This window comes from Pseudomonas sp. UC 17F4, assembly GCF_900101695.1.
GTDB lineage: Bacteria > Pseudomonadota > Gammaproteobacteria > Pseudomonadales > Pseudomonadaceae > Aquipseudomonas.
The window spans coordinates 4,100,299-4,121,080 of the sequence record NZ_FNKV01000001.1 but is presented as its reverse complement, the minus strand read 5'-3'; the positions used below and the strand labels follow the sequence as shown (position 1 = coordinate 4,121,080).

Below are 20,782 nucleotides of genomic sequence, written 5' to 3'. Positions count from 1 at the left end.
TGTCGTTGCGCTCGTATGGTTATAGCCATGCACGAGAGGAGGCATCTGATGAAAAAGATCCAAGGCGTCTACAGCAGCCCGAACCCCCACTGGGTAGGTGATGGCTTCCCGGTCCGTAGCCTGTTTACCTACGACAACCTGGCCCAGCACATCAGCCCGTTCCTGCTGCTGGACTATGCCGGCCCCCACGACTTCACCCCGACCACGGCGCGTCGCGGCGTCGGCCAGCATCCCCATCGCGGTTTCGAAACCGTGACCATCGTCTACCAGGGCGAACTGGAGCACCGCGACTCCACTGGCGCCGGCGGCCTGATCGGCCCGGGCGATGTGCAGTGGATGACCGCCGCCGGCGGCATTCTCCATGAAGAGTTCCACTCGCCGGCGTTCGCTGCCAAGGGCGGCACCCTGGAAATGGTCCAGCTGTGGGTCAACCTGCCAGCCAGGGACAAATCGGCGCCGGCCGGTTACCAGACCCTGCTCAGCAGCGACATCCCGCTGGTGCCACTGGGCAACGGCGCCGGCACCTTGCGAGTGATTGCCGGTGCGTTTCGCGGCCACCAGGGCCCGGCGCAGACTTTCTCGGCCATGGATGTCTGGGACCTGCAGCTCAAGGCCGGCGCGCCCGTGCGCTTGCCCAGTGCCGCCGGGCGCAGCACCGCGCTGGTGGTGTTGCGCGGCCAGTTGCTGGTCAACGGCGAGCGCCAGGTTGGCGCCGCGCAACTGGTGCTGTTTGACCGCGCCGGTGACGAGCTGCTGCTTGAAGCGCAAAGCGATGTGTCGGTGTTGCTGCTCAGTGGCGAGCCGCTGGATGAGCCGATCGTTGGCTACGGCCCGTTCGTGATGAACAGCGATGCCGAAATCGCCGAGGCCTTTGACGATTTTCGCGCCGGGCGCTTCGGCCAGATGAGCGGGCAGGCCGGTCCGCGCCACCACAACTAGTCTCATAACCCCTGAAGGAGAATACGCCATGAGTACCTTTGCCAACGTTGCCAACTTCAACGGCCAGGTGCCGCGCATAGACCCTGAAAATGTCGCGATGCTGCTGATCGACCACCAGAGCGGCCTGTTCCAGACGGTCAAGGACATGCCCATGACCGAGCTGCGGGCCAACGCCATCACCCTGGCCAAGATTGCCAGCCTGGCGAAGATCCCGGTGATCACTACCGCTTCGGTGCCACAAGGCCCCAATGGCCCGCTGATTCCGGAAATTCACCAAGCCGCGCCGCATGCCCGCTATATCGCCCGTAAAGGTGAAATCAACGCCTGGGACAATCCCGAGTTCGTCGAGGCAGTCAAGGCTACCGGCAAGCAGCAACTGATCATCGCCGGCACCATCACCAGTGTGTGCATGGCCTTCCCGAGCATCAGCGCAGTTGCTGCAGGCTACCAGGTGTTTGCCGTGATCGACGCCAGCGGTACCTACTCGAAGATGGCTGAGGAAATCACCTTGGCGCGGGTAATGCAGGCCGGTGTGGTGCCGATGGACACCGCTGCGGTGTGCTCGGAGGTCCAGCGCAGCTGGAACCGCGAAGACGCCCAGCAATGGGCCGAGGCCTACAGCTCGGTGTTCCCGCATTACCAGCTGCTGATTGAAAGCTACCTCAAGGCGCAACAGGTAGCCCGCGACAATGAACTACTCGATTCGCAACGCTGATCCCTCATGTCCGGTGCCTGGCATCGGCGTCTCAACGCAAGGAGTAAGACCATGACCAAGCCCTACGTCCGCCTGGACAAGAACAACGCTGCCGTCCTGCTGGTCGACCACCAGACCGGCCTGCTGTCGCTGGTGCGAGACATCGACCCGGACCGTTTCAAGAACAACGTGCTGGCCGTCGGCGACCTGGCCAAGTATTTCAAGCTGCCGACCATCCTCACCACCAGCTTCGAAACCGGTCCCAACGGCCCGCTGGTGCCCGAGCTCAAGGCGCAGTTCCCCGAGGCGCCGTACATTGCCCGTCCGGGGCAGATCAACGCCTGGGACAACGAAGACTTCGTCAAGGCGGTCAAGGCCACCGGCAAGAAGCAGCTGATCATTGCCGGTGTGGTGACCGAGGTGTGCGTGGCTTTCCCGGCGCTGTCGGCCCTGGAAGAAGGTTTTGAGGTGTTTGTGGTCACCGATGCCTCCGGTACCTTCAACGAACTGACCCGCGACTCGGCCTGGAACCGCATGTCGCAAGCCGGCGCCCAGCTGATGACCTGGTTCGGCCTGGCCTGCGAGCTGCACCGCGACTGGCGCAACGATATCGAAGGCCTGGGCACCTTGTTCGCCAACCACATCCCCGACTACCGCAACCTGATGACCAGCTACAACACCCTCACCAACGGCAAGTAACGCCGTTCAATGATCGACGGCCGGGCGCTGGCGTGGCCCGGCCGACGTCGTCTGACAGTCGTCGAAATCCCTGGCGTCGTTGCCGTTGCCCAGGTGATGATCGGCGCATGAATTCTACCTCCAGCCTGGCAGGCCATCGCCGCAGCATTCGGCCCGCCAGCGCTATCAGCTTCTGGCTGGCTTACCAGCCACCCTTGCACTGGCCGTCGCTGCTGGGGTTTCTTGCTGCGCGGGCGATTAGCGGGGTAGAGACGGTCGTAGCGGGGGTCTATACCCGCAGTTTTGATCTCGCTCGTGGCCAGGGCATCGTCCAGGTCGCGAAGGCGCGTGGGCACCGGCTGAAAGTCACTGTGATCGCTAGCTCTGCCGGCGCGTTGCCGGGGTTGCTGGCCAGAGTCCGGCGAGTATTTGACCTGGGTGCCGAGCCGCTGAAGATCGAAGCACTGCTGCGCCGCGACCCGTTGATGGCGCAATTGATCGAACTGCGCCCGGGCCTGCGCGTGCCTCGGGGCTGGGATGGGTTCGAGCAGGCCATGCGTACAGTGCTGGGCCAGCAGATCAGCGTCGCCGGGGCGATTACCCTGGCCGGGCGCCTGGTGGCGGGGTACGGCGAGCCGCTGGCCGCGCAGCTTCAGCGTGTACCCGGCCTGACCCATGTGTTCCCCCGCGCAGAGGCTGTTGCTGACGTCGACCTCAGTGGCCTGGGCATGCCGCGCTCGCGGGCCGCGACACTCTCGACCCTGGCCCGGGCGCTGCTGCTAGACCCGCAACTGCTGCGCCCTGAGCGCGACCTGGAGGCATGGGTCCAGCGCCTGTGCCGGCTGCGCGGCATCGGCCCGTGGAGCGCCCACTACCTGGCCTTGCGCCAGATGGGCGCGGCCGATGCCTTGCCGCTGGGCGACGTGGCGCTGGTCAAGGCCCTGCGCCTGCTTGAAGGCCCCGAGGCGCAACTGGCCCAGCGCGCACCGGCCTGGAGCCCGTGGCGCGCCTATGCCGCCCAGCACCTGTGGGCGTCGTTGAGCTGACTCAGCTGGACTGGCGCCAGGTCACATCGGTAATGCCGTAGCGTTCGGCCAGTGGCTTGCTGACTTTTTTGACTTTTTCGCGACCGTACCGGCCTATGCGACCGATACCGGCGTCGCAACTTGCCCAGTGCCAGGCTTCAGCGTTGTCCATCGTCTCGGCGCGGATGATGAAGGACTTGTGATCGCCGTGAAGCTGGTAGTCGATGACGAACAGTTTTGCGTTGTTCATGGGTCTGGAATGATCCTTACAGAGCAGTGACCAAGAAAATCCCTTCAATGTCTCTAGTGAGTGCTGCGCCGGTAGAAAAATTCCATCGGATTTCAGCCTGTCAGTGAGCGCCGCTGATGGTCAGGTGCCGGGCATCCTTTTCGAACACCACCTGCTCCAGGCGATGGGCGATGCCGCAGGCCAGCGAATCGTAGGCGGGGATGACCTTTTCTTCGGTCGACAGGCAATGGAAGATGTCCAGTTTGCGCTCGGCCTGGGCAGTCTCCAGCTCGAAAATGCGCACGTAGCGCTCCAGGTCGTTGTTCAGGCTCGACAGGTATTCGCGCAGGCGCGAATGGTCCACCGCGCTCTGGCTGAAGTGCCAGGTCATGGGGTGGATGAGAAAACGCGAATGCGGCGCGGCGACACGCTCGCCAGCGGCCAGGTACATGATGATGCCCATCGATTCGATGTTGCCGGCGTTGACTGCGCACAACGGCACCGGCAAGGACTTGAGAAAGCTGTACAGCGAGAAACCGAAGTTGGTGCTGCCACCGGTGGTCGACAAAAACAGCAGCAAGGAGGTGGCGCCATCGTCGACGGCCTGCAGGCAGCGGTCGCGAAAACGCTCGGTGGTGTCCTGATCGATCTGGCAATGAAAGTGGATCACCTGTTGGCTCATGGCAGTGCCTCGGGACCGACGCACGTGGCGTGCGCCGGCCTTTCGTCCTTTAGCTACGGCCGCCACCACTTGGTTTGCGGGTCTGGTCTTTACCCATGTCGGGCTTGCGGCTCTGGTCACTTGGCTTTTGATTGCCACCGGAAGCCTGGCCACCCTTTTTCCCGGCTTCAGACGCTTTTTGCCGGTCGTTCGCGAAATTCCCGGGATTCGAAGTGTCTTTGCTAGCCATGATTCTCTTCCTCTTGTGAATGTTCGCAAGGCGTTTGCCTTACACAGGTTGGGAGGCGGTCGGCGCAGGCAAAGTTTGAAATATTTCGCCGCTGCGGGACGAACGGTCCGGGGCCGCCGTTCATCCCCGATAGCCGCGAATGCTTTGAACTTGGCGAGCCACGGGTGGCTCTTCCGAAAGACCATTGCTGCCCTGCATGGGGGAACGGCGCGGCATCAGCAATTTCAATTGGCATCGAGGGCCGACGCAGTACTAACTGAATAGTCGGGCCCTCCGACACGAGGATTGCAGCATGTCACTGATTGGAGTTTCCACGCTTGAGTTGTGCCATATGATTGAACAGGCATTGCTGCCTGAACACAGTGTGGTGTCGTGCACCGATGGCGAGCACCTGACCATCCAGCTGGGGCAGGGCGATAGCCTGGGCGACTGTCTGACCGTCACCGGCATCAAGGTGCATAGCCTGACCACCTGCCACGAACTTGCCGCGCTGGTGGCCCAGGTGCGCGAAGAGCAGCGCCTGGGGCGTAGCCAGATTCCGTTCAAGCCCCAGGCGCTTGCCTGAACCACGCCGACTGCGTCCAGTCAGCCGAGGCTGGCCGGGCGCAGGTATTCGGGGCTGAGGACGTTGAACCAGAACAGGATCATCGATACCAGGATGGTCACCAGCACCAGCAGCCCCACCGCCCAGACACTGGTCGAGTACAGCAGGCCGTCTTCCTTGCGCAGGCGCAGGAAGGTCGGCAGGCCAACGTACAGCAGGAACGTCGCATAGGCCGACGCCGCACCCAGCACGATCAACGCCAGCCAGCGCCCGGGGTAGAGCCCGGCGACACCGGCGACAAAGTACGGCGTGGCGGTGTAGGCGGCAAAACCGATGCACTGGTTGAGGCTGGGGCGGGCATCGAAGGTGCGCGACATCCAGCGAATGAACCCGCCCATGATCATCACCCCGACCACGCAGGCGGCATACAACAGCACCCCAAGCTCGGCGGCGCTGGCCACACTCAGGCGCACCCGCTCGGTGCCGGCCAGGCTCCAGCCAATACTGGTGGTACCAATGAACAGGCACAGGGCGGGAATCAGCGCCATCAGCAGCAGGTGCGGCAGGTAGTGGCGCGGGTGCAGTTCTTCTTCCTGGCGGATTTCCATCCAGGCGTCAGCGGGGTGGGTGAAGAGTTGAACCAGATGGGTACTCATGGTGACCTCCGGGTAAACAGGGTTTAAAACACCGCTCCCTGTTCTATGGAGGTCTGGCCGGCGACGGGGTTTCATTTATTTGAACCACCCAGCCCAAGATCCGGTGTATACACCGCTGTTGTGGGAGCCGGGTTACTGCAGCTCCAGCTGCAACTGCAAGCCACCGTCATCACAGCGCCGGTGATACTGGACGATCCCGCGATAAGTACGGCCCTCCCAGACAAACGCCACGCTGTGCGAACGCTCAAGCTTGGCCGGTACCGGCGCGCGTACCTGCAGGCGCAGGCCCGGCAGGCCATTGATGTTCAATGGCGCCAGCTGCACTTCACATTCGGCGCTGTGGGCCACCGGGCCGAACAGCGTGTCCTGGACAAAGTCGATCTGCAGGCTGGTCGGGCTGGCCGGGCTGACCTTTCTCATTCCAGGGCCCTCCTTCAGTTCTTGCGGTGCGCGTTTTGCAGTTGCTTGGCCATTTGCAGGTGATGCTTGAGGGTCGGCAACGTAGTCTTGGCAAAGGTGCGCAGGTCGTCCGGGGCGGAGGTCGACCGGCTCTCTTCGTCGAACAGGCGCACCGCCTGTTCATGGGCGTCGACCTGATGGGTGGCATAGGCCGCATCGAACGACGCGCCGTCCTGCACCTGCAGCATCATCTTGCGCGCCTTGCTGGTCAGGGCAGCGTCGTCCGGGACGCTGAAGCCATGTTGTCTGGCCAGCTCAAGGAGGTGCTGATTGGCTTTAGTGTGATCCTTGATCATCTGCTGGGCAAACGCCTTTACCTCGGGCGAGCGGGTTTTTTCCAGGGCCAGCTGGCTGGTCTGAATTTCCGCCATGCCGGCACTGATGGCTTCGTCGACAAAGGCATTGTTGCTGGCGGCCTGGGCGCCGATGCTGAGCAGGGCGCAAAGCCCCAGGGCGAGGCGGGTGGGGCGCAGGAACGGGCTCATGAGCGGTATCTCCGTGGGTGTGAACAAACGGACGGCTGTTAGTTTTACGAAAGGCTGCCGGCGCCAGAGTTCAGCTTCAATGCTGTGCAGCAGCGGATCTGCGCACTTGCAGCAAACCTTCACCGACCGGCACAGTCAGACTGACAAAGGGCCCTTCAAATACCCCTGGGAGAACGTCATGGCCAGAGCTATCTGGAAAGGTGCCATCAGCTTCGGCCTGGTGCATATCCCGGTGTCGTTGAGTACTGCGATCAGCAGCGACCGGGTCGATTTCGACTGGCTCGATGAGCGCAGCATGGAACCGGTGGGCTACAAGCGGGTGAACAAAGTCACCGGCAAGGAGATCGCCCGCGAGCACATCGTCAAGGGCGTGCAATACCAGAAAGGCCAGTACGTGGTGATCAGCGAGGAGGAGATCCGCAAGGCCCGCCCCGAGGCGACCCAGACCATCGATATCTTCTCGTTCGTCGACAGCGACGAAATCCCCCTGCAGCAGTTCGACACCCCGTATTACCTGAGCCCCGACCGGCGTGGTGGCAAGGTTTATGCCTTGCTGCGCGAAACCTTGCAGAGCACCGGCAAGGTGGCCCTGGCCAAGGTGGTGCTGCACACCCAGCAGCACCTGGCGCTGCTGCGCCCGCTGGAGGACGCGATGGTGATGATTACCCTGCGCTGGCCCGAGGAAGTGCGCGGCCTCGACAGCCTGGAACTGGACGCCAGCGTGCGCGACTCGAGCATCGACAAGCGTGAGCTGCAAATGGCCAGGCGCCTGGTCGAGGACATGAGCGGGCACTGGACGCCGGAGGACTACCGCAACGACTTCAAGGACACCATCATGAGCCTGGTTGAAGAGAAGGCCAGCCAGGGCAAGATCGCCACGGTCGAGCCGCTGGAAGGCGAAGGCGAGCAGAAAAGCGCCGATATCATCGACCTTACCGAGCTGCTCAAACGCAGCCTGGGCGGGCGCAAACCGGCGGCGAAGAAAGCCGCGCCAGCGGCGAAAAAGCCTGCCGGCAGCAAGCCGCGCAAGAAGGCCTGATCAGCCGGCCACGGTGGTTTCATGCAGATGGCGCCAGCGCAGGGCGCCATCGTGGCGCTCGAACACTGCGGTCGAGCGGCGCACCGAGCGATTGCCGGCGTCATCGACCTGCCATTCGCGATAACTGACCACGCAAAGGCTTGGCCCTTCGCCAATCACTTGCAGCTCATCGATGCTGATTTGCAGCCCGGCGCGCTGGCCGTGGGCGTGGGCGAACAGTTGCTGCAAGCCCTGATAATCGACGATTTGGCCGGGCAGGTTGATCATCGAGAACTGCGCGCTGAAGCGCGCCATCAATGCGTCCAGCTCTGTGGCGTGGGCTGCGCCGGACAGCCATTGTTCGATGGCTACGTGGGCGTCGAGAACTTCCGTGAAAGCGGGATGGGTCATGGGCACATCTCAAGTAGTAGTGGTAGTAAGCCCCAGGCCGCGAGCCCCGGGCAGTTTCAGCACCAGCGGTAGCGGAATCAGGGTCAGCAGCGCGGCGAGGATGAAGGTGTGCCGGAACGCCTGGTCACCGGGCAGCAACCGGTTAAGCACGGCGCCGAGCACGGCGACGCCGAGGCAGAAGCTCAGCTGGCGGTTGAGGTTCCACAAGGCGCTGGCCTGGCCCATTTGCGCAGGCGCGATGGCCAGGAACGCCAGGCTTTGCGCGCTGCTGCTGCACAGGCTGCTGCCCATGCCGAGCAGGGCGAAGATCAGCGCCAGCCAGGCCTGGTGCCCGGCAACCGAGGGCAGGGCCAGCCACAGCAGGGCGGCGCACTGGATCAGCATCCCGGCAATCAGCAGGCGCTTGGGGCCGCTCAGGTTGAAGCGCCAGCGCACCCAGGCGATCGCCGCCAGGGCGCCCGCTGACCAGGGCAGCATCAGGGCGCCGGTGGCCGTGGCGCTGAGCCCAAGGCGCTGCTGCAGGTACAGGGCGGCCACCAGGTTGGCGCCGATGAACACGCCTGGTACGCACAGGTAGATAAGCATCGCCGTGCGCAGCAGCGGTTGGCCGAGCAGGCGCAACTCCAGCATTGGCTGCGGCGCAGGCAACGGCGGGTTTGCCGGCAGCCAGGCCAGCACCAGGGCAATGGTGATCAGGCTCAGCGGCAGCATGGCGAAGAAGATCCAGCGCCACGAGCCCTGATCGACTACCACCCCGCCCAGTGCCGGCGACAACGCCGGGACCAGCAAGGCGACCATCATCACCAGTGAGGTCAGGTGGTGGCGCTGCTCGGGCGCATACAGGCGATAAGCCATGGCCTGGCCCACCGGAATCAGCAGGCCGCCACCCAGGCCTTGCAGCAGGCGCCAGACCAGCAGGCTGTCGATCGAACCGGCGCTGCCTGCCAGCGCCGAGCCCAGGCCGAACAGCGCCAGCGACAGCATTAGCGTTTGCCGTTCACCCAGCCGCGTGGCCAGCCAGGTGCCCAGCGGGATCACCAGGGTCAGGCCGAGCATGTACAGGTTGCTGCTCCAGCTCAGTTGCGCCACCGAGGCGTGCAGTTCCTGGCCCAGAGCCGGGTAGGCGGCGTTGAGGGCAAACATGTTGAGCAGGTCGAGGGTGAAACCCAGCAGATAGACCAGGGTGACTTTCGTGCGATAGGGCATGAGTGCTTCGAAGGGCTGGAGAAAGGCGCAGTCTAGTGGCTTGTTGGCGCTTGAATAAGGTGCGTAAACCCGGCAGATTGGTCGAATTATTTTGACAATGGCGAACCCACACGCATGGTCAGCCTCGACCGTTTCGAACTGTTTTGCGCCGTGGTGCAGGCAGGCTCCTTCACCGGCGCCGCCGAGCGCTTGCAGCAAACCCGCGCTGCGGTCAGCTTCAGCATCAAGCAACTGGAAGCTGAATTGGGCGTCACCCTGCTGACCCGCACCACCCGCCGCATCGCCCTGACCGATGCCGGCGAGCGCTTTTACCAGCGTTGCCTGCTGTTGGTCGAAGATGCCCGCATCGCCATCGACGAAGCGCGCGCCGAGCACGCCAGCTTGCAGGGCAGCCTGCGGATTACCACCACGGTCGAGTACGGGCTGAAGGTGCTCGCCCCGGCACTGCAAGCGTTCTGCCGTTTGCACCCGCAGCTGAGCGTGCGTCTGGAAACCCACACCGCTCAGGTCGACCTGGTGCGCGAGCGCTTCGATGTCGCCATCCGCCTGGGCCAGGCACACGACTCCGATTACCGTGGCGTATGCCTGGCGAGCTACCAGGTGCGCCTGGTGCTGGCGCCCGGCCTGCTGGCTGCCCACGGCGAGCAGTTGATCAACTCACCCGCGCGCCTGGCTCAGCTGCCGCAACTGGTGCACAGCCGTTTCGAGCAGAACAACCGCTGGGCGCTGGTCGACAGCAAGGCGCGCAGTTCGGAGTATGTCCCTCAGGGCACGCCATTGCTGATCGCCGACAACGCCTCGATCCTGCGTGCCTTTGCCGTGCAGGGCGCAGGCGTGGCGCTGCTGCCGGACTGGCTGGTGGCCGATGAGCTGGCCAGCGGGCAGTTGCTCGATGGGCTGCCCGGCTATGGTTTTGCGCCGCAAAGCGTGTATGCCCTGTATCCGTCCAGCCGCCACGTACCGCGCAAGGTCCGCGCCTGGATCGACTTCATCAAGGCTCACCTTGCCCAAGCGCGCCACATCGAGGCGGTTCTCACGCCACCGGCTTGAGGTGCAGGCTTGCCTAGAGGGGATGGGTCCACTTTTCGAGGGCCAAGGCGTCGGCGATTTTCGTGGCGTATTCAGTGGCGTCGATGTTTTCTTCGTTGCACAACACCGCAACGGTGGTCTGCGCATCCGGAAAGTACATGAACTGCGTCGCATAGCCGGCCCAGCCGCCGGAGTGTTCAAGCAGGCGCGTGCCTTTGTACAGGCGCGGCGACAAACCCATGGCGTAGTCCTCATGGTGCCTTGCCACCCGCGGGCCACTTCTGGACATCACCGCCAGCAGGTCGGGGCCGCCCACTTTGCCGCTGTGCAGATTGGCTCCCCATTTCATCAGGTCGCGTACGCTGGAATGCACCTGGCCGTCGCCGGTCACCTCCCACGGGCTCTCATACCGTTTGACCGGGCCCCACAGCGCACGCGTATAACCCCGCACTACAGCGAAATCAAGCGGGTACTGGTCGACAATCCGGGTATGGGTCATCTGCAGCGGTGTAAAGATCGCCTGCCGGGAAAAGCGCCGGATGCTTTTGCCGCTGACGCGCTCGACCACCAGCGAGAGCATGAAATACCCGCTGTTGCTGTAGGAAAACTCTGTGCCGGGGGCAAACTCCGCCTGTTTCTGTGCTGCCAGCAAGGCGAGTGCCTGGGCCTGGGTCAGGGGCTGGGTATCGGCGATGCCTTGAGCCTGGGCGGCATCCTCGTAGCTGGGCAGGCCACCGCTGTGATGCAGCAGGTGGCGCAAGGTCACCGGATCGGCGTAACTGCCCAGCTCAGGTACGTAGCGGCGGATAGAGTCATCCAGCGACAACTTGCCTTCGCGGGCCAGCAAGTGAATGGCGAAGGCGGTGAATTGTTTGGAAACCGAGGCAAGGTTGAACACCGAGTCGGCAGTCAAAGGGCTGCGCTGCTCGATGTCGGCATAGCCGGTAGCGCCTTCGAGCACAAAGGCCTGCTGTTTTTCCACACTGAAGACACAGCCGGGGCCAGCCTGTGCGGTGAGGCGCTTGAAAATCTGCCTCATGTCATTCTTGACCTGGGCAGGTGTGGTCTGCAGTACCTCGCTGAAGTACTCGGCGGCCGGGGTACTCAGATACTGCCAACTGACATCCATGGTGTTTCTCCCTCGTGGTTGATCAAGCAGGCCTGATCATAAGAACCGCGCTGATGATTAACTTGAGGGCATTTGTGAAAAAGTGCGGCGGACGGTTAACAGGTTTCTCTGTTCAGGCCAGGCAGTTCAGGTTGTTGAGAAAATCCCCGAAGCCGCCGCGCACCCGGCAGTCCTTGCGGCTGCTGGTCGACACGCTGTTGCGCGCGGTCCAGACGATATGTGCGCCGCTTTGCTGCAGGTCGTTGACCAGTTGCACATCCTCGTGCAGCGGCAATGGCTGGAACCCCCCGACCTTTTCGTAGGCGCGGGCGCAGATGCCGAGGTTGGCGCCGTGTATGTGCCGGTGGCCTTCGCGGGCCTGGTAATGGGCCAGGTAGCGTTCGCGCAGCGCCGCATCCTGGTGGGCTTGCCAGGTCTCGACATGCACCGTGCCGCACACCGCATCGGCGGCAAAGGCCAACTGGCACAACAGCCAGTCGGCCGGGACGCAGCTGTCGGCATCGGTGAAGGCCAGCCAGCGTGCGCCACGCTCGAGCATCAACGCCGCACCGGCGCGGCGCGCCTGGCCGACATTGCGCGCCTGGACCTTGAGCAGCTCCACGCCATGGGCGCGGGCGACGGCCTCGCTGGCATCGCAGCAGCTGTCCAAAACCACCACAATCTGCACCTCTTCACCCAGCGCCGACACCGTACGCGCGGCACGGCCAAGGGCGCGCAGGCAGCGGCCGAGCAGTAGTTCTTCGTTATGCGCGGGGACAATCACGGCAATCATAGGCAGGGCTCGTCAAGGTCGATGGCATAAGGCTGGAGGCACCAGTATTCAAGAACAAAGTCGGCCTCTTCGTGCTGCAGGCTGCGGTACAACGGCAAGCGCTCCGCCAGCAGTTCATGGACCTGGTGGCCGGTTTGCGGGCAGCCGTCGATCGGGTGCAACCAGTGGCACAGCAGCAGGGCGCCGTCAGAGGTCAGGCTGGCCGTGGCGCGCTCCAGTACTTCCAGCCACTGGCCGGGGTCCAGGTAGTAGCCGATCTCGCTGAGCACGATCAGCTCGAACTCGCCGGCCGGCCAGTCGCCAGGCAGGCAGCCTTGCATGACCTCGGCGTTGGGCCATGGCCGCAGGCGTTCAGCGGCCAGTTGCACGGCGGTGGCGTTGAGGTCCTGGCACAAAAGGCTTTCGCAGCGCTCGGCGAGGGCGGCGCTGAGTTCGCCATTGGCGCAGGCCGGCTCGAATACGCGGCCGTAGTACTGGCGCGGCAGGCTGGCCAGCAGCAGCTCGCGCTTGCGTTTTTCGTACCAGCGGGTGCGAAACGCCCAGGGGTCGTCGCTGTGCGCGAACAGGTGCTCGAAGTAGCTGGCCGAGACGCTCATGTGAACACCAGTTCGAAGGGTTGCTGCAGGCGGGCCAGGGCCTCGCGGTCAAGCACCGGCGGGGTCTGCTCGTCGGCCTGCAACTGGCTGGTATGGGCGGCGATGGCCTGTTGCTTGAGGGCCAGCACCGCGCGGTCGAGAAACAGCTTGTGGGCGCGCTGCCAGGGCAGCCGCGGGTCGCTGGGGCGGGCCCAGTGCCAGGCCCAGATCGGCACTTCGATCAAGCGCGCACCGACAGTGTCGCAGGCGCGGGCGCAAGCGCGGCCTACTGCTTCATGGTCGCAGTGGCCGTCCAGGCGCCAGGTGGTCAGCACCCGGTCGCTGGCGCGCAGTAGCTGCACCAGGCGTTCGGCCAGCCAGCGTTCATGGTTGGCCACGGCGCTGTCGGCCAGGCCCAGGCGCAGCCAGCTCAGGCGGCTCAGGTCCAGCCCGAGGCGGCGCAGGGCATCGGCGCTTTCTCGTGGGCGTTGCTGGCGCAGGCGTTCGCTGGTCCAGTGGCGCGAATCGGGGTGGCTGGCCTCACCGTCGCTGACCGAGACCAGCAGCAACTCGTGTTCACGGCCGCGCATGCCAGCCAGCACGCCGCCGCAGCCGAGCACTTCGTCGTCCGGGTGCGGGGCGACCACTACCAAGCGCCTGCCAACAGGCACCAACTGGTCATGGGTAATTGCCGGCACCGACTGCAGGATCGCCGACGCTTGCCAGTGCGCCAGCGGTGTGCCCGGCGCCTGGATTGGGTTCTGCGGTGGTTGCAGGGTCATAGCCGCCAGCCTCCTTCGGGGGTTGCACGCACTTGCCGGCCCAGCTCGGCCAGGTCGCGCTCGGCATGGCTCTGGCGCAGGAACACCGGCAGGTCGGCGCTGAGCCGGGCAAACTGGCTGTCGCGACAGAACGGCGTCGCCCCCAGGGCCCGGCCGACGTGATCGAGCACACACAGCGCGGCGTTTTCGACCTGCGCGCGCAGGCGCCGGACGCTCAGCTCGGCATCGCTGCCAGGGTGGCCGTCGATCCACGCCGCGGCTTCGTGCAAGGCCGCCCGGGCACCGGCAAGCGCAGCGTCGACTGCACCCAGATGCGCCTGGGCGTGGGCGTCTTCATGGCTGCGGCAGTGTTCGAGCAAAAACTCGCCCAGGGTTTGCGCCGCGCCGTACCAGCAGGCAGCGATGCCAGCGCCACCGTGCCAGAAGCCCGGTCGCGACAGGTACTGGCCGCTGCTGCCGACCAGGTGCGCCGGGCAGTCGTTGAACTCGACATCGACGCTGGCGGTAATGGCCATGCCGACCGCCTGCCAGCCGTCATTGAAGATGCGCAGCGCCGGTTGGTTCAAGGCCACCGCCACCAGTTGCGGACGGTCTTGTTCGTCCCAGGCGGTGAGCAGCGCCCGGTCGATCTGCAGGGCGCCGGAGCACCAGGCCTTGCGGCCTTGCAGGTGCACGTCGTTGCCGGTGCGACGGACGATACGCACCCGCGCATTGGCCGGCTCGGCTGCCCATACCCCCCAACTGCCCGCCGGGTCCAGATGGTTGGCGGCGCACTCATGGATGATCGCCAGGGCGTCGGTGTGGCCCTCGAACAGCTTGGCCAGGGCCAGATCAGCCCCGGCGACCTCGGCCAGTACCTGCCAACGCTGCAGGGTGCGGCCATGGCCGGGCAGCGGCAGTTGGTCGAGACCGGTCTCCCGGCATTGTTCCAGGCAGCGTTGCAACTGGCGGTCGAGGGTCAGCGCCTGCGGGCGACGGGCGAAGGTCTGTAACAGCTCCAGGTGGTTCATGACTCAACCCCCATGCGCCGGCGCAGTTCCTTGCTGATCGACTGGCGTACCTGGCCATACCCGGCCCAAGGGTCATCGCCAGCGGCCAGGCGTTCGCCGAGGTTGAGCAGGTTCCACTGGTTCGCGCCTTTAAGCTCGGTCAGCTCTTCACGGCGAATCGGCACAGACACCGGCAGCCCTTCGCGGGCGCGGATCGAATAGGCGCAAACCGTGGTCGCGCCTTTACCGTTGCGCAGGTAGTCGATGAAGATCCGCCCGACCCGGTTCTTCGGCCCGGACACCGCCGACAGGCGCTCGGGGAACAGCCCGGCCAGGTGCTGGACCATGGCCTGGCTGAAGCCTTTGACCTCGTCCCAGCCGGCGCGCCGGGTCAGCGGCACGACAATGTGCATGCCCTTGCCGCCGCTGGTCTTGAGGAACGCTTGCAAGCCCAGTTCGTCGAGCAATGCAAGGGTCAGCTGGGTGGCTTCGAGCATGGCCTTCCACGGCAGCGCCGGGTCGGGGTCGAGGTCGAGGATCAGGCGGTCGGGCCTGTCGAAATCCTTGGCGGTGGCGTTCCAGGTGTGCAGCTCGAGGGTGTTCATCTGCACCGCGCCGAGCAGGGTCCGGGCCTGGTCGATGATCATCAGCGCCTGGCCGGCTTCGGCCTTGGCGTGGCTCTCAAGGCCCGGGATGTTCAATTGCGCGGCGTTCTTCTGGAAGAACAGCTCGCCGGCCAGGCCATCGGGTGCGCGCACCAGCGCCACCGGGCGGCGCTTGAGGTGCGGCAGGATCCACTCGGCGACCTGGGCGTAGTACTCGGCGACCTGGCGCTTGCTGATGCCGGTGCTGGCGTCGATGACGCGGTCGGGGTGGGTCAGGTGCAGGTTGGACGTTTTGCTTGCCGGGGTTTTCACGGGTTGCTCCAGGCCAATGGCCTTGGCTGGTTTGTCGTCGCGCAGGCCATGAAACACCGAATGGCGGACCACGCCGTCGCGGGTCATCTGCGCATAGGCGACCTCGGCCAGCAGCCTTGGCTTGAGCCAGTGCACCCCCCTGGCCTCGGCGCCGCTGGGCGGCTTGGCAAACTGCGGCCTGGCCACTTCGAGGGGTTTGAGGCGCTGGTGAATATGGGCCAGGGTCGCGCTGTTGAACCCGGTGCCGACCTTGCCGGCATAGCGCAGCTCGCCGTTGTCATCATGCAGGGCCAGCAACAGCGCGCCGAAGGCCTCGCGCGAGCCCTTGGGCTCGGTAAAGCCGACGATGACGAACTCCTGGCGCTGCTTGCACTTGAGCTTGATCCAGTCGCTGCTGCGCCGGTTCAGGTAGCTGCTGCCCAGGCGTTTGCCGATCAGGCCTTCCATCTGCATTTTGCAGGCGCTGTCGAGCAGCGATTCGACGCTCTGGTCAAAGTCGGCGGAAAAGCGCAGGCGCTTTTCATCGGCCTTTTCCAGCACCTTTGCCAACGCCGCACGCCGTTGCTCCAGCGGGCACTGGCGCAGGTCCATGCCGTTGAGGTAGGGCACATCGAACAGGTAATAGAGGATCTGCTCGTCGCGTTGCTGGTCGAAGGCATTCTGCAGGGCCTGGAAATCCGCGACGCCGTGCTCATTGGCCACCACCATCTCGCCATCGAGCCAGGCCGAGTGCAGGCCGAGCCTGGCCAGGGCCTTGGCTTGCCGGGGCAGCCTGTCGGTCCAGTCATGGCCGTTGCGGGTGAACAGGCGCACCTCGTCACCTTCGATGCGGGCGAGGATGCGGTAGCCGTCGAACTTGACTTCGTAGCGCCAGTCGCCTTCGGGCGGCGTCTCTACCAGGGTGGCCAGTTGCGGCTTGAGCGAGGCGGGCAGGGCAGCTTTTTTCGCGCCGCCGAGTTCGCTGTTGCCGTCTGCCTTGGGTGTGCGCGTGGGCAGCGTGCGTTCGCTGACCACGCTGTCCGGCTCGGCTTCGAGAATGTCGTAGTCGGCCTGCGGGCGCGCCTGGGCATCGTTGGACTTGATCAGCAGCCACTGCTCCTTCTTGCCGGCCAGGTGAGTGCGAAACAGGTTCCAGATGCCCGAGAGTTTCTCGCCCTGCAGGCGAAAGCGCAGCTTGCCCTTGGCATAGGCCTTGTGTGGATCTTCTTCGGGAATCCATACCCCACGGTCCCAGACGATCACATCACCGGCACCGTAATGGCCTTCGGGGATGGTACCTTCGAAACTGGCGTAGTCCAGCGGGTGGTCTTCGACGTGCACGGCCAGGCGCCGGACCTTGGGGTCCAGCGACGGGCCCTTGGGGATGGCCCAGCTTTTCAGGGTGCCGTCCAGCTCCAGGCGAAAGTCATAGTGCAGGTGGCTGGCGTCGTGTTTCTGGATGCAGTACTGCAGGGCGTGGGCGGTTTTTTTGCCGCTGCGCTGATGGCCTGCGGGCTCCGGGGTAGCGTCGAAATTGCGCTTGCGCGCGTACTCCTGCAACGGCTTGGCCATGGCGGTGTCCTGCGGCTTTTGGGCGGGTCCTAAGCATTGGGATAGGGCGGCAGGGGTGGGAGTTCAATCGGCTTTTGTTCGAGGTGGGGCCGCTGCGCACCCCATCGCCGGCAAGGCCGGCTGCCACAGGGTGCCAGCGGTCGGTGTATCAGCCTTGTTTCTTGATGATCGCCTCACTGATGCTCGCCGGCGCCTCGGCGTACTTGGTGAACTCCATGGTGTAGCTGGCGCGGCCCTGGGTCATCGAGCGCATCTGTGTGGAGTAGCCGAACATCTCGCCCAGCGGCACTTCCGCGCGCACTACCTTGCCCGCCGGGGTCTCGCCGCCTTCCTGGATCATCCCGCGGCGCCGGCTGAGGTCGCCCATGATGTCGCCCTGGTATTCTTCGGGGGTCACCACTTCGACCTTCATCACCGGCTCCAGCAGGACTGCACCGCCTTTATCCTTCAGCTGTTTGGTGGCCATGGAGGCGGCGACCTTGAAGGCCATCTCATTGGAGTCGACGTCGTGGTACGAGCCGTCGAACACCGTAGCCTTGAGGCCGATCAGCGGATAACCGGCGAGCACGCCGTTTTGCATTTGTTCTTCGATACCTTTCTGGATCGCTGGGATGTATTCACGCGGCACCACGCCGCCGACCACTTCGTTGACGAACTCCAGGCCCTCCTTGCCTTCATCGCCCGGGGCGAAGCGGATCCAGCAGTGGCCGTACTGGCCGCGACCGCCGGACTGGCGAACGAACTTGCCTTCGATCTCGCAGGTGTTGCGGATCTTCTCGCGGTAGGCCACCTGCGGCTTGCCGATATTGGCCTCGACGCCGAACTCGCGGCGCATGCGGTCGACGATGATGTCCAGGTGCAACTCGCCCATGCCGGAGATGATCGTCTGCGCCGTCTCTTCGTCGGTGCGCACGCGAAACGACGGGTCTTCCTGGGCCAGCTTGCTCAGGGCGATGCCCATTTTCTCCTGGTCGGCCTTGGTTTTCGGCTCGACCGCCACCGAGATCACCGGGTCGGGGAAGTCCATGCGCTCGAGGATGATCGGCTGGTTGATGTCACAGAGGGTGTCGCCGGTGGTGACGTCCTTCATGCCGATCAGCGCGGCGATGTCGCCGGCGCACACGTCCTTGATCTCGGCGCGCTGGTTTGCGTGCATCTGCACCATGCGCCCGATCCGCTCCTTCTTGCCCTTGACCGAATTGAGCACGGCATTGCCGGAGCTGAGCACGCCGGAGTAGACCCGGGCGAAGGTCAGGGTGCCGACGAAGGGGTCGGTGGCGATCTTGAACGCCAGCGCCGAGAACGGTTCGTTGTCGTCGGCATGGCGTTCCAGGTGCTTGTCTTCGTGGTCCGGGTCGGTGCCGTTGATCGCCGGGATTTCCGAGGGCGCCGGCAGGTAGTCGATGACCGCGTCGAGCATCAGCGGCACGCCCTTGTTCTTGAACGACGAGCCGCAGATCGCCGGGACGATCTGGTTGGCCAGGGTGCGCTGGCGCAGGCCGGCCTTGATCTGCTCGTTGCTCAGCTCCTGGCCGTTGAGGTACAGCTCCATGAACTCGTCGTTGGCCTCGGCGGCGGCCTCGACCATGTGCGCGCGCCATTCGTTGGCAAGCGCGAGCATGTCGGCGGGAATCTCTTCTTCGCGGTAGCTGGTGCCCTGGTCGTCGTCGTTCCAGTAGATGGCCTTCATCTTCACCAGGTCAATCTGCCCGGCGAAATGTTCCTCGGCGCCGATCGACAGCTGGATCGGCACCGGGTGGTGGCCCAGGCGCTGGTCGATCTGCTTGACCACGCGCAGAAAGTCCGCGCCCTGGCGGTCCATTTTGTTGACGTAGGCCAGGCGCGGCACATGGTACTTGTTGGCCTGGCGCCAGACTGTTTCCGATTGCGGCTCGACGCCATCGGCGCCGCTGAACACCACCACCGCGCCGTCGAGCACGCGCAGCGAGCGCTCGACCTCGATGGTGAAATCGACGTGGCCGGGGGTGTCGATGATGTTGAAGCGGTACTTGTCGGGGAACTGCTTGGTCGAGCCCTGCCAGAACGCCGTGGTCGCCGCCGAAGTGATGGTGATGCCGCGCTCTTGCTCCTGGGCCATCCAGTCCATGGTCGCGGCGCCGTCGTGCACCTCGCCCATCTTGTGGTTGACCCCGGTGTAGAACAGGATGCGTTCGGTGGTGGTGGTCTTGCCGGCGTCAACATGGGCGACGATGCCGATGTTGCGGTACAGCTCGATAGGGGTGGTGCGCGCCATGAGGGGTCACCTGTGTGTGATGCACAAGAAGAGGGTATTCCCAAGGTAGCAGAAGTGCAGCGCCTTGCACGGCGGGCCATGGCTGAAGCAGGTTCAGCCATGGGCTGAGCAGGCATCGGTTGTAATGCGCCCGGGGCTGACGCTTAATCGTTGCATTCGCCTCATGGAGCTGCCCGATGCCGCTGGAAAAATCCGTTACTGCCTGGTGCCAAAGTCATCCGTTGATCGCAGGTCTTGTGGCGCTGCGCCCGACCTGCTGGTTCAACCCGGCCCTGGCGCCGAGCGCGTCAGCCCTCGCTGACGTGGCGCTGACCGCCGCGGATATCCGTGAGGCCAGCGCGCGGCTCGAACGCTTTGCCCCGTTCATCGCCTCGGCATTCCCCGAAACCTCGGCCAGCGCCGGCATCATTGAATCGCCGTTGGTGGCGCTGCACGCGTTGCAGGCGGTGCTGTGCGCCGAGCAGCAACTGCCAGTGAACGGCGCGCTGTGGCTCAAGGCCGACAACCTGCTGCCGATTTCCGGTTCGATCAAGGCCCGTGGCGGCATCTATGAAGTGCTCAAGCATGCCGAAGACCTGGCCCTCAAAGGCGGCCTGCTGCAACCGGGCGACAGCTACGCCAGGCTCGACAGCGATGCCGCCCGGGCGTTCTTCGGCCAATACAGCGTGGCGGTCGGCTCCACCGGCAACCTGGGCTTGTCGATCGGCATCATCAGCGCGCGCCTGGGTTTCAAGGCCACCGTGCATATGTCTGCCGATGCCCGCCAGTGGAAAAAGGAGCGCCTGCGCGCCTGCGGCGTCGAGGTGCGCGAGTACAGCGCCGATTACAGCGTGGCGGTGGAGCAGGGCCGTAAGGAGGCCGAGGGCGATGCGCACTGTCACTTCGTCGATGATGAAAACTCGCTGAACCTGTTCCTCGGTTACGCCGTGGCCGCCGAGCGCCTGCAGCGCCAGTTGGCGGAACAAGGCATCGTGGTGGATGCCGAGCACCCGCTGTTCGTCTACCTGCCTTGCGGCGTCGGCGGGGGGCCTGGCGGCGTGGCCTTTGGCCTCAAGCAGATCTTTGGCGACGCGGTACATTGCCTGTTCGCCGAGCCGACCCACTCGCCGTGCATGTTCCTAGGCGTGTACACCGGCCTGCACGACGCGGTGTCGGTGTACGACTTCGGCATCGACAACCAGACCGCCGCCGACGGCCTGGCGGTGGGCCGGCCCTCGGGCTTTGTCGGCCGTTCGTTGCAGCGCCTGGTCGATGGCTACTACACCGTCAGCGACGCCACCCTGTACCGCCAGCTGGCGCAGATGCAGGCGTGTGAGGGCATCGAGCTCGAGCCGTCGGCGCTGGCCGGGCTCGCGGGCATGTGCACTGTGCTGCAGGAGCAGCAGGGCTACCGTCAGCGCCTGGGCTTGAGTGAGGCGCGCATGGCCCGCGCCACCCACCTGGTGTGGGGCACCGGCGGCAGCATGGTGCCGCGCGAGGAGATGGACCGCTACCTGGCCAGGGGCCGCGCAGAACTTGCCGGTAACTGA

At 64.7% G+C, this 20,782-nt stretch carries 23 protein-coding genes; 8 read left to right on the top strand and 15 right to left on the bottom strand.

All coding sequences use genetic code 11. From position 1 onward, the window contains the following. Nucleotides 1–48 precede the first annotated feature (48 nt). From BLR26_RS18605 to BLR26_RS18590, 4 genes are all read left to right on the top strand, one after another. The gene (locus BLR26_RS18605) at nt 49–939 is read left to right on the top strand and encodes a pirin family protein (protein ID WP_045196785.1); all 891 of its coding nucleotides are present in this window, start codon (nt 49–51) and stop codon (nt 937–939) included. Nucleotides 940–967: 28 nt separating this feature from the next. Next, nucleotides 968–1,654: a hydrolase gene (locus tag BLR26_RS18600; protein ID WP_093383842.1), complete on the top strand. Its 687-nt coding sequence runs from the start codon at nt 968–970 to the stop codon at nt 1,652–1,654. A gap of 51 nt (nt 1,655–1,705) precedes the next feature. Then, a complete protein-coding gene (gene ycaC, locus BLR26_RS18595) occupies nt 1,706–2,332 on the top strand; it encodes an isochorismate family cysteine hydrolase YcaC (protein WP_093383839.1) in 627 nt (208 codons plus the stop codon). 107 nt (nt 2,333–2,439) lie between these two features. Then, nucleotides 2,440–3,357, top strand: coding sequence for a DNA-3-methyladenine glycosylase family protein (locus BLR26_RS18590; protein ID WP_093383836.1), 918 nt, complete (start codon nt 2,440–2,442; stop codon nt 3,355–3,357). Nucleotide 3,358: 1 nt separating this feature from the next. On the opposite strand, the gene BLR26_RS18585 is transcribed toward BLR26_RS18590, so the two are convergent. From BLR26_RS18585 to BLR26_RS18575, 3 genes are all read right to left on the bottom strand, one after another. Further along, nucleotides 3,359–3,586, bottom strand: a complete 228-nt coding sequence (locus BLR26_RS18585) for a DUF6555 family protein (protein WP_093383833.1) — start codon at nt 3,584–3,586, stop codon at nt 3,359–3,361. 100 nt (nt 3,587–3,686) lie between these two features. Beyond that, the gene (locus BLR26_RS18580) at nt 3,687–4,247 is read right to left on the bottom strand and encodes an ATP-dependent Clp protease proteolytic subunit (protein WP_045196795.1); all 561 of its coding nucleotides are present in this window, start codon (nt 4,245–4,247) and stop codon (nt 3,687–3,689) included. Between the two features lie 49 nt (nt 4,248–4,296). Further along, nucleotides 4,297–4,476 (bottom strand): con-10 family general stress protein, encoded by a 180-nt coding sequence (locus BLR26_RS18575; protein WP_082075430.1) that lies wholly within the window; start codon nt 4,474–4,476, stop codon nt 4,297–4,299. A 292-nt stretch (nt 4,477–4,768) separates the two neighbouring features. On the opposite strand from BLR26_RS18575, the gene BLR26_RS18570 reads away from it, so the two are divergent. Continuing rightward, nucleotides 4,769–5,041: a DUF1652 domain-containing protein gene (locus BLR26_RS18570; RefSeq protein WP_093383830.1), complete on the top strand. Its 273-nt coding sequence runs from the start codon at nt 4,769–4,771 to the stop codon at nt 5,039–5,041. A gap of 20 nt (nt 5,042–5,061) precedes the next feature. Here the strand turns inward: BLR26_RS18570 and BLR26_RS18565 are convergent, their stop codons facing one another. The 3 genes from BLR26_RS18565 to BLR26_RS18555 form a co-directional block, all read right to left on the bottom strand. Continuing rightward, the gene (locus BLR26_RS18565; RefSeq protein ID WP_093383827.1) at nt 5,062–5,676 is read right to left on the bottom strand and encodes a Yip1 family protein; all 615 of its coding nucleotides are present in this window, start codon (nt 5,674–5,676) and stop codon (nt 5,062–5,064) included. 132 nt (nt 5,677–5,808) lie between these two features. Then, on the bottom strand, nt 5,809–6,096 hold the full coding sequence (locus tag BLR26_RS18560; RefSeq protein ID WP_045196801.1) for a hypothetical protein: 288 nt from the start codon (nt 6,094–6,096) through the stop codon (nt 5,809–5,811). Between the two features lie 14 nt (nt 6,097–6,110). After that, nucleotides 6,111–6,620, bottom strand: a complete 510-nt coding sequence (locus BLR26_RS18555; protein WP_093383824.1) for a DUF4142 domain-containing protein — start codon at nt 6,618–6,620, stop codon at nt 6,111–6,113. Nucleotides 6,621–6,798: 178 nt separating this feature from the next. Here BLR26_RS18555 and BLR26_RS18550 point away from each other — a divergent pair, with 178 nt between their 5' ends. After that, a complete protein-coding gene (locus tag BLR26_RS18550; RefSeq protein ID WP_093387573.1) occupies nt 6,799–7,659 on the top strand; it encodes a non-homologous end joining protein Ku in 861 nt (286 codons plus the stop codon). Here the strand turns inward: BLR26_RS18550 and BLR26_RS18545 are convergent, their stop codons facing one another. Together BLR26_RS18545 and BLR26_RS18540 are read right to left on the bottom strand one after the other, a co-directional pair. Further along, the gene (locus BLR26_RS18545; protein WP_093383821.1) at nt 7,660–8,049 is read right to left on the bottom strand and encodes a nuclear transport factor 2 family protein; all 390 of its coding nucleotides are present in this window, start codon (nt 8,047–8,049) and stop codon (nt 7,660–7,662) included. It lies immediately after the preceding gene. 9 nt (nt 8,050–8,058) lie between these two features. Then, on the bottom strand, nt 8,059–9,255 hold the full coding sequence (locus BLR26_RS18540) for an MFS transporter (protein ID WP_093383818.1): 1,197 nt from the start codon (nt 9,253–9,255) through the stop codon (nt 8,059–8,061). Between the two features lie 114 nt (nt 9,256–9,369). On the opposite strand from BLR26_RS18540, the gene BLR26_RS18535 reads away from it, so the two are divergent. Continuing rightward, entirely contained in the window at nt 9,370–10,305 is a 936-nt protein-coding gene (locus tag BLR26_RS18535) for a LysR family transcriptional regulator (protein ID WP_093383815.1), read from the top strand. A gap of 13 nt (nt 10,306–10,318) precedes the next feature. Here BLR26_RS18535 and BLR26_RS18530 read toward each other — a convergent pair whose 3' ends face one another. The 7 genes from BLR26_RS18530 to fusA form a co-directional block, all read right to left on the bottom strand. After that, nucleotides 10,319–11,413, bottom strand: a complete 1,095-nt coding sequence (locus tag BLR26_RS18530; RefSeq protein WP_218124488.1) for a serine hydrolase domain-containing protein — start codon at nt 11,411–11,413, stop codon at nt 10,319–10,321. 112 nt (nt 11,414–11,525) lie between these two features. Beyond that, the gene (locus tag BLR26_RS18525; RefSeq protein ID WP_093383812.1) at nt 11,526–12,185 is read right to left on the bottom strand and encodes a glycosyltransferase family 2 protein; all 660 of its coding nucleotides are present in this window, start codon (nt 12,183–12,185) and stop codon (nt 11,526–11,528) included. Beyond that, nucleotides 12,182–12,781, bottom strand: a complete 600-nt coding sequence (locus BLR26_RS18520; protein ID WP_093383809.1) for a class I SAM-dependent methyltransferase — start codon at nt 12,779–12,781, stop codon at nt 12,182–12,184. Before BLR26_RS18520 ends, BLR26_RS18525 begins: the two co-directional genes overlap by 4 nt. Then, nucleotides 12,778–13,542, bottom strand: coding sequence for a PIG-L deacetylase family protein (locus tag BLR26_RS18515; protein ID WP_093383806.1), 765 nt, complete (start codon nt 13,540–13,542; stop codon nt 12,778–12,780). The genes BLR26_RS18520 and BLR26_RS18515 overlap by 4 nt, the downstream gene beginning before the upstream one ends. Further along, nucleotides 13,539–14,552 carry an acyl-CoA dehydrogenase family protein gene (locus BLR26_RS18510; protein WP_093383803.1) on the bottom strand — a complete coding sequence of 338 codons (1,014 nt, stop codon included), beginning with the start codon at nt 14,550–14,552 and terminating at the stop codon, nt 13,539–13,541. The genes BLR26_RS18515 and BLR26_RS18510 overlap by 4 nt, the downstream gene beginning before the upstream one ends. Further along, nucleotides 14,549–16,999 (bottom strand): DNA ligase D, encoded by a 2,451-nt coding sequence (gene ligD, locus BLR26_RS18505; protein WP_093383800.1) that lies wholly within the window; start codon nt 16,997–16,999, stop codon nt 14,549–14,551. The genes BLR26_RS18510 and ligD overlap by 4 nt, the downstream gene beginning before the upstream one ends. 148 nt (nt 17,000–17,147) lie before the next feature. Beyond that, nucleotides 17,148–19,253, bottom strand: a complete 2,106-nt coding sequence (gene fusA / locus BLR26_RS18500; RefSeq protein WP_093383797.1) for an elongation factor G — start codon at nt 19,251–19,253, stop codon at nt 17,148–17,150. 176 nt (nt 19,254–19,429) lie between these two features. Here fusA and BLR26_RS18495 point away from each other — a divergent pair, with 176 nt between their 5' ends. Continuing rightward, nucleotides 19,430–20,782, top strand: coding sequence for a D-serine ammonia-lyase (locus BLR26_RS18495; RefSeq protein WP_093383794.1), 1,353 nt, complete (start codon nt 19,430–19,432; stop codon nt 20,780–20,782).

What these genes read in the sequence shown, in the direction of transcription:
- BLR26_RS18550 (WP_093387573.1), top strand. Translation starts at nt 6,799, where the DNA reads ATGGCCAGAGCTATCTGGAAAGGTGCCATCAGCTTCGGCCTGGTGCAT.
- BLR26_RS18555 (WP_093383824.1), bottom strand. Translation starts at nt 6,620, where the DNA reads ATGAGCCCGTTCCTGCGCCCCACCCGCCTCGCCCTGGGGCTTTGCGCC.
- BLR26_RS18560 (WP_045196801.1), bottom strand. Translation starts at nt 6,096, where the DNA reads ATGAGAAAGGTCAGCCCGGCCAGCCCGACCAGCCTGCAGATCGACTTT.
- BLR26_RS18545 (WP_093383821.1), bottom strand. Translation starts at nt 8,049, where the DNA reads ATGACCCATCCCGCTTTCACGGAAGTTCTCGACGCCCACGTAGCCATC.
- BLR26_RS18590 (WP_093383836.1), top strand. Translation starts at nt 2,440, where the DNA reads ATGAATTCTACCTCCAGCCTGGCAGGCCATCGCCGCAGCATTCGGCCC.
- BLR26_RS18535 (WP_093383815.1), top strand. Translation starts at nt 9,370, where the DNA reads ATGGTCAGCCTCGACCGTTTCGAACTGTTTTGCGCCGTGGTGCAGGCA.
- fusA (WP_093383797.1), bottom strand. Translation starts at nt 19,253, where the DNA reads ATGGCGCGCACCACCCCTATCGAGCTGTACCGCAACATCGGCATCGTC.
- BLR26_RS18605 (WP_045196785.1), top strand. Translation starts at nt 49, where the DNA reads ATGAAAAAGATCCAAGGCGTCTACAGCAGCCCGAACCCCCACTGGGTA.
- BLR26_RS18570 (WP_093383830.1), top strand. Translation starts at nt 4,769, where the DNA reads ATGTCACTGATTGGAGTTTCCACGCTTGAGTTGTGCCATATGATTGAA.
- BLR26_RS18525 (WP_093383812.1), bottom strand. Translation starts at nt 12,185, where the DNA reads ATGATTGCCGTGATTGTCCCCGCGCATAACGAAGAACTACTGCTCGGC.
- ligD (WP_093383800.1), bottom strand. Translation starts at nt 16,999, where the DNA reads ATGGCCAAGCCGTTGCAGGAGTACGCGCGCAAGCGCAATTTCGACGCT.
- BLR26_RS18600 (WP_093383842.1), top strand. Translation starts at nt 968, where the DNA reads ATGAGTACCTTTGCCAACGTTGCCAACTTCAACGGCCAGGTGCCGCGC.
- ycaC (WP_093383839.1), top strand. Translation starts at nt 1,706, where the DNA reads ATGACCAAGCCCTACGTCCGCCTGGACAAGAACAACGCTGCCGTCCTG.
- BLR26_RS18575 (WP_082075430.1), bottom strand. Translation starts at nt 4,476, where the DNA reads ATGGCTAGCAAAGACACTTCGAATCCCGGGAATTTCGCGAACGACCGG.
- BLR26_RS18520 (WP_093383809.1), bottom strand. Translation starts at nt 12,781, where the DNA reads ATGAGCGTCTCGGCCAGCTACTTCGAGCACCTGTTCGCGCACAGCGAC.
- BLR26_RS18565 (WP_093383827.1), bottom strand. Translation starts at nt 5,676, where the DNA reads ATGAGTACCCATCTGGTTCAACTCTTCACCCACCCCGCTGACGCCTGG.
- BLR26_RS18515 (WP_093383806.1), bottom strand. Translation starts at nt 13,542, where the DNA reads ATGACCCTGCAACCACCGCAGAACCCAATCCAGGCGCCGGGCACACCG.
- BLR26_RS18540 (WP_093383818.1), bottom strand. Translation starts at nt 9,255, where the DNA reads ATGCCCTATCGCACGAAAGTCACCCTGGTCTATCTGCTGGGTTTCACC.
- BLR26_RS18510 (WP_093383803.1), bottom strand. Translation starts at nt 14,552, where the DNA reads ATGAACCACCTGGAGCTGTTACAGACCTTCGCCCGTCGCCCGCAGGCG.
- BLR26_RS18585 (WP_093383833.1), bottom strand. Translation starts at nt 3,586, where the DNA reads ATGAACAACGCAAAACTGTTCGTCATCGACTACCAGCTTCACGGCGAT.
- BLR26_RS18580 (WP_045196795.1), bottom strand. Translation starts at nt 4,247, where the DNA reads ATGAGCCAACAGGTGATCCACTTTCATTGCCAGATCGATCAGGACACC.
- BLR26_RS18530 (WP_218124488.1), bottom strand. Translation starts at nt 11,413, where the DNA reads ATGGATGTCAGTTGGCAGTATCTGAGTACCCCGGCCGCCGAGTACTTC.
- BLR26_RS18495 (WP_093383794.1), top strand. Translation starts at nt 19,430, where the DNA reads ATGCCGCTGGAAAAATCCGTTACTGCCTGGTGCCAAAGTCATCCGTTG.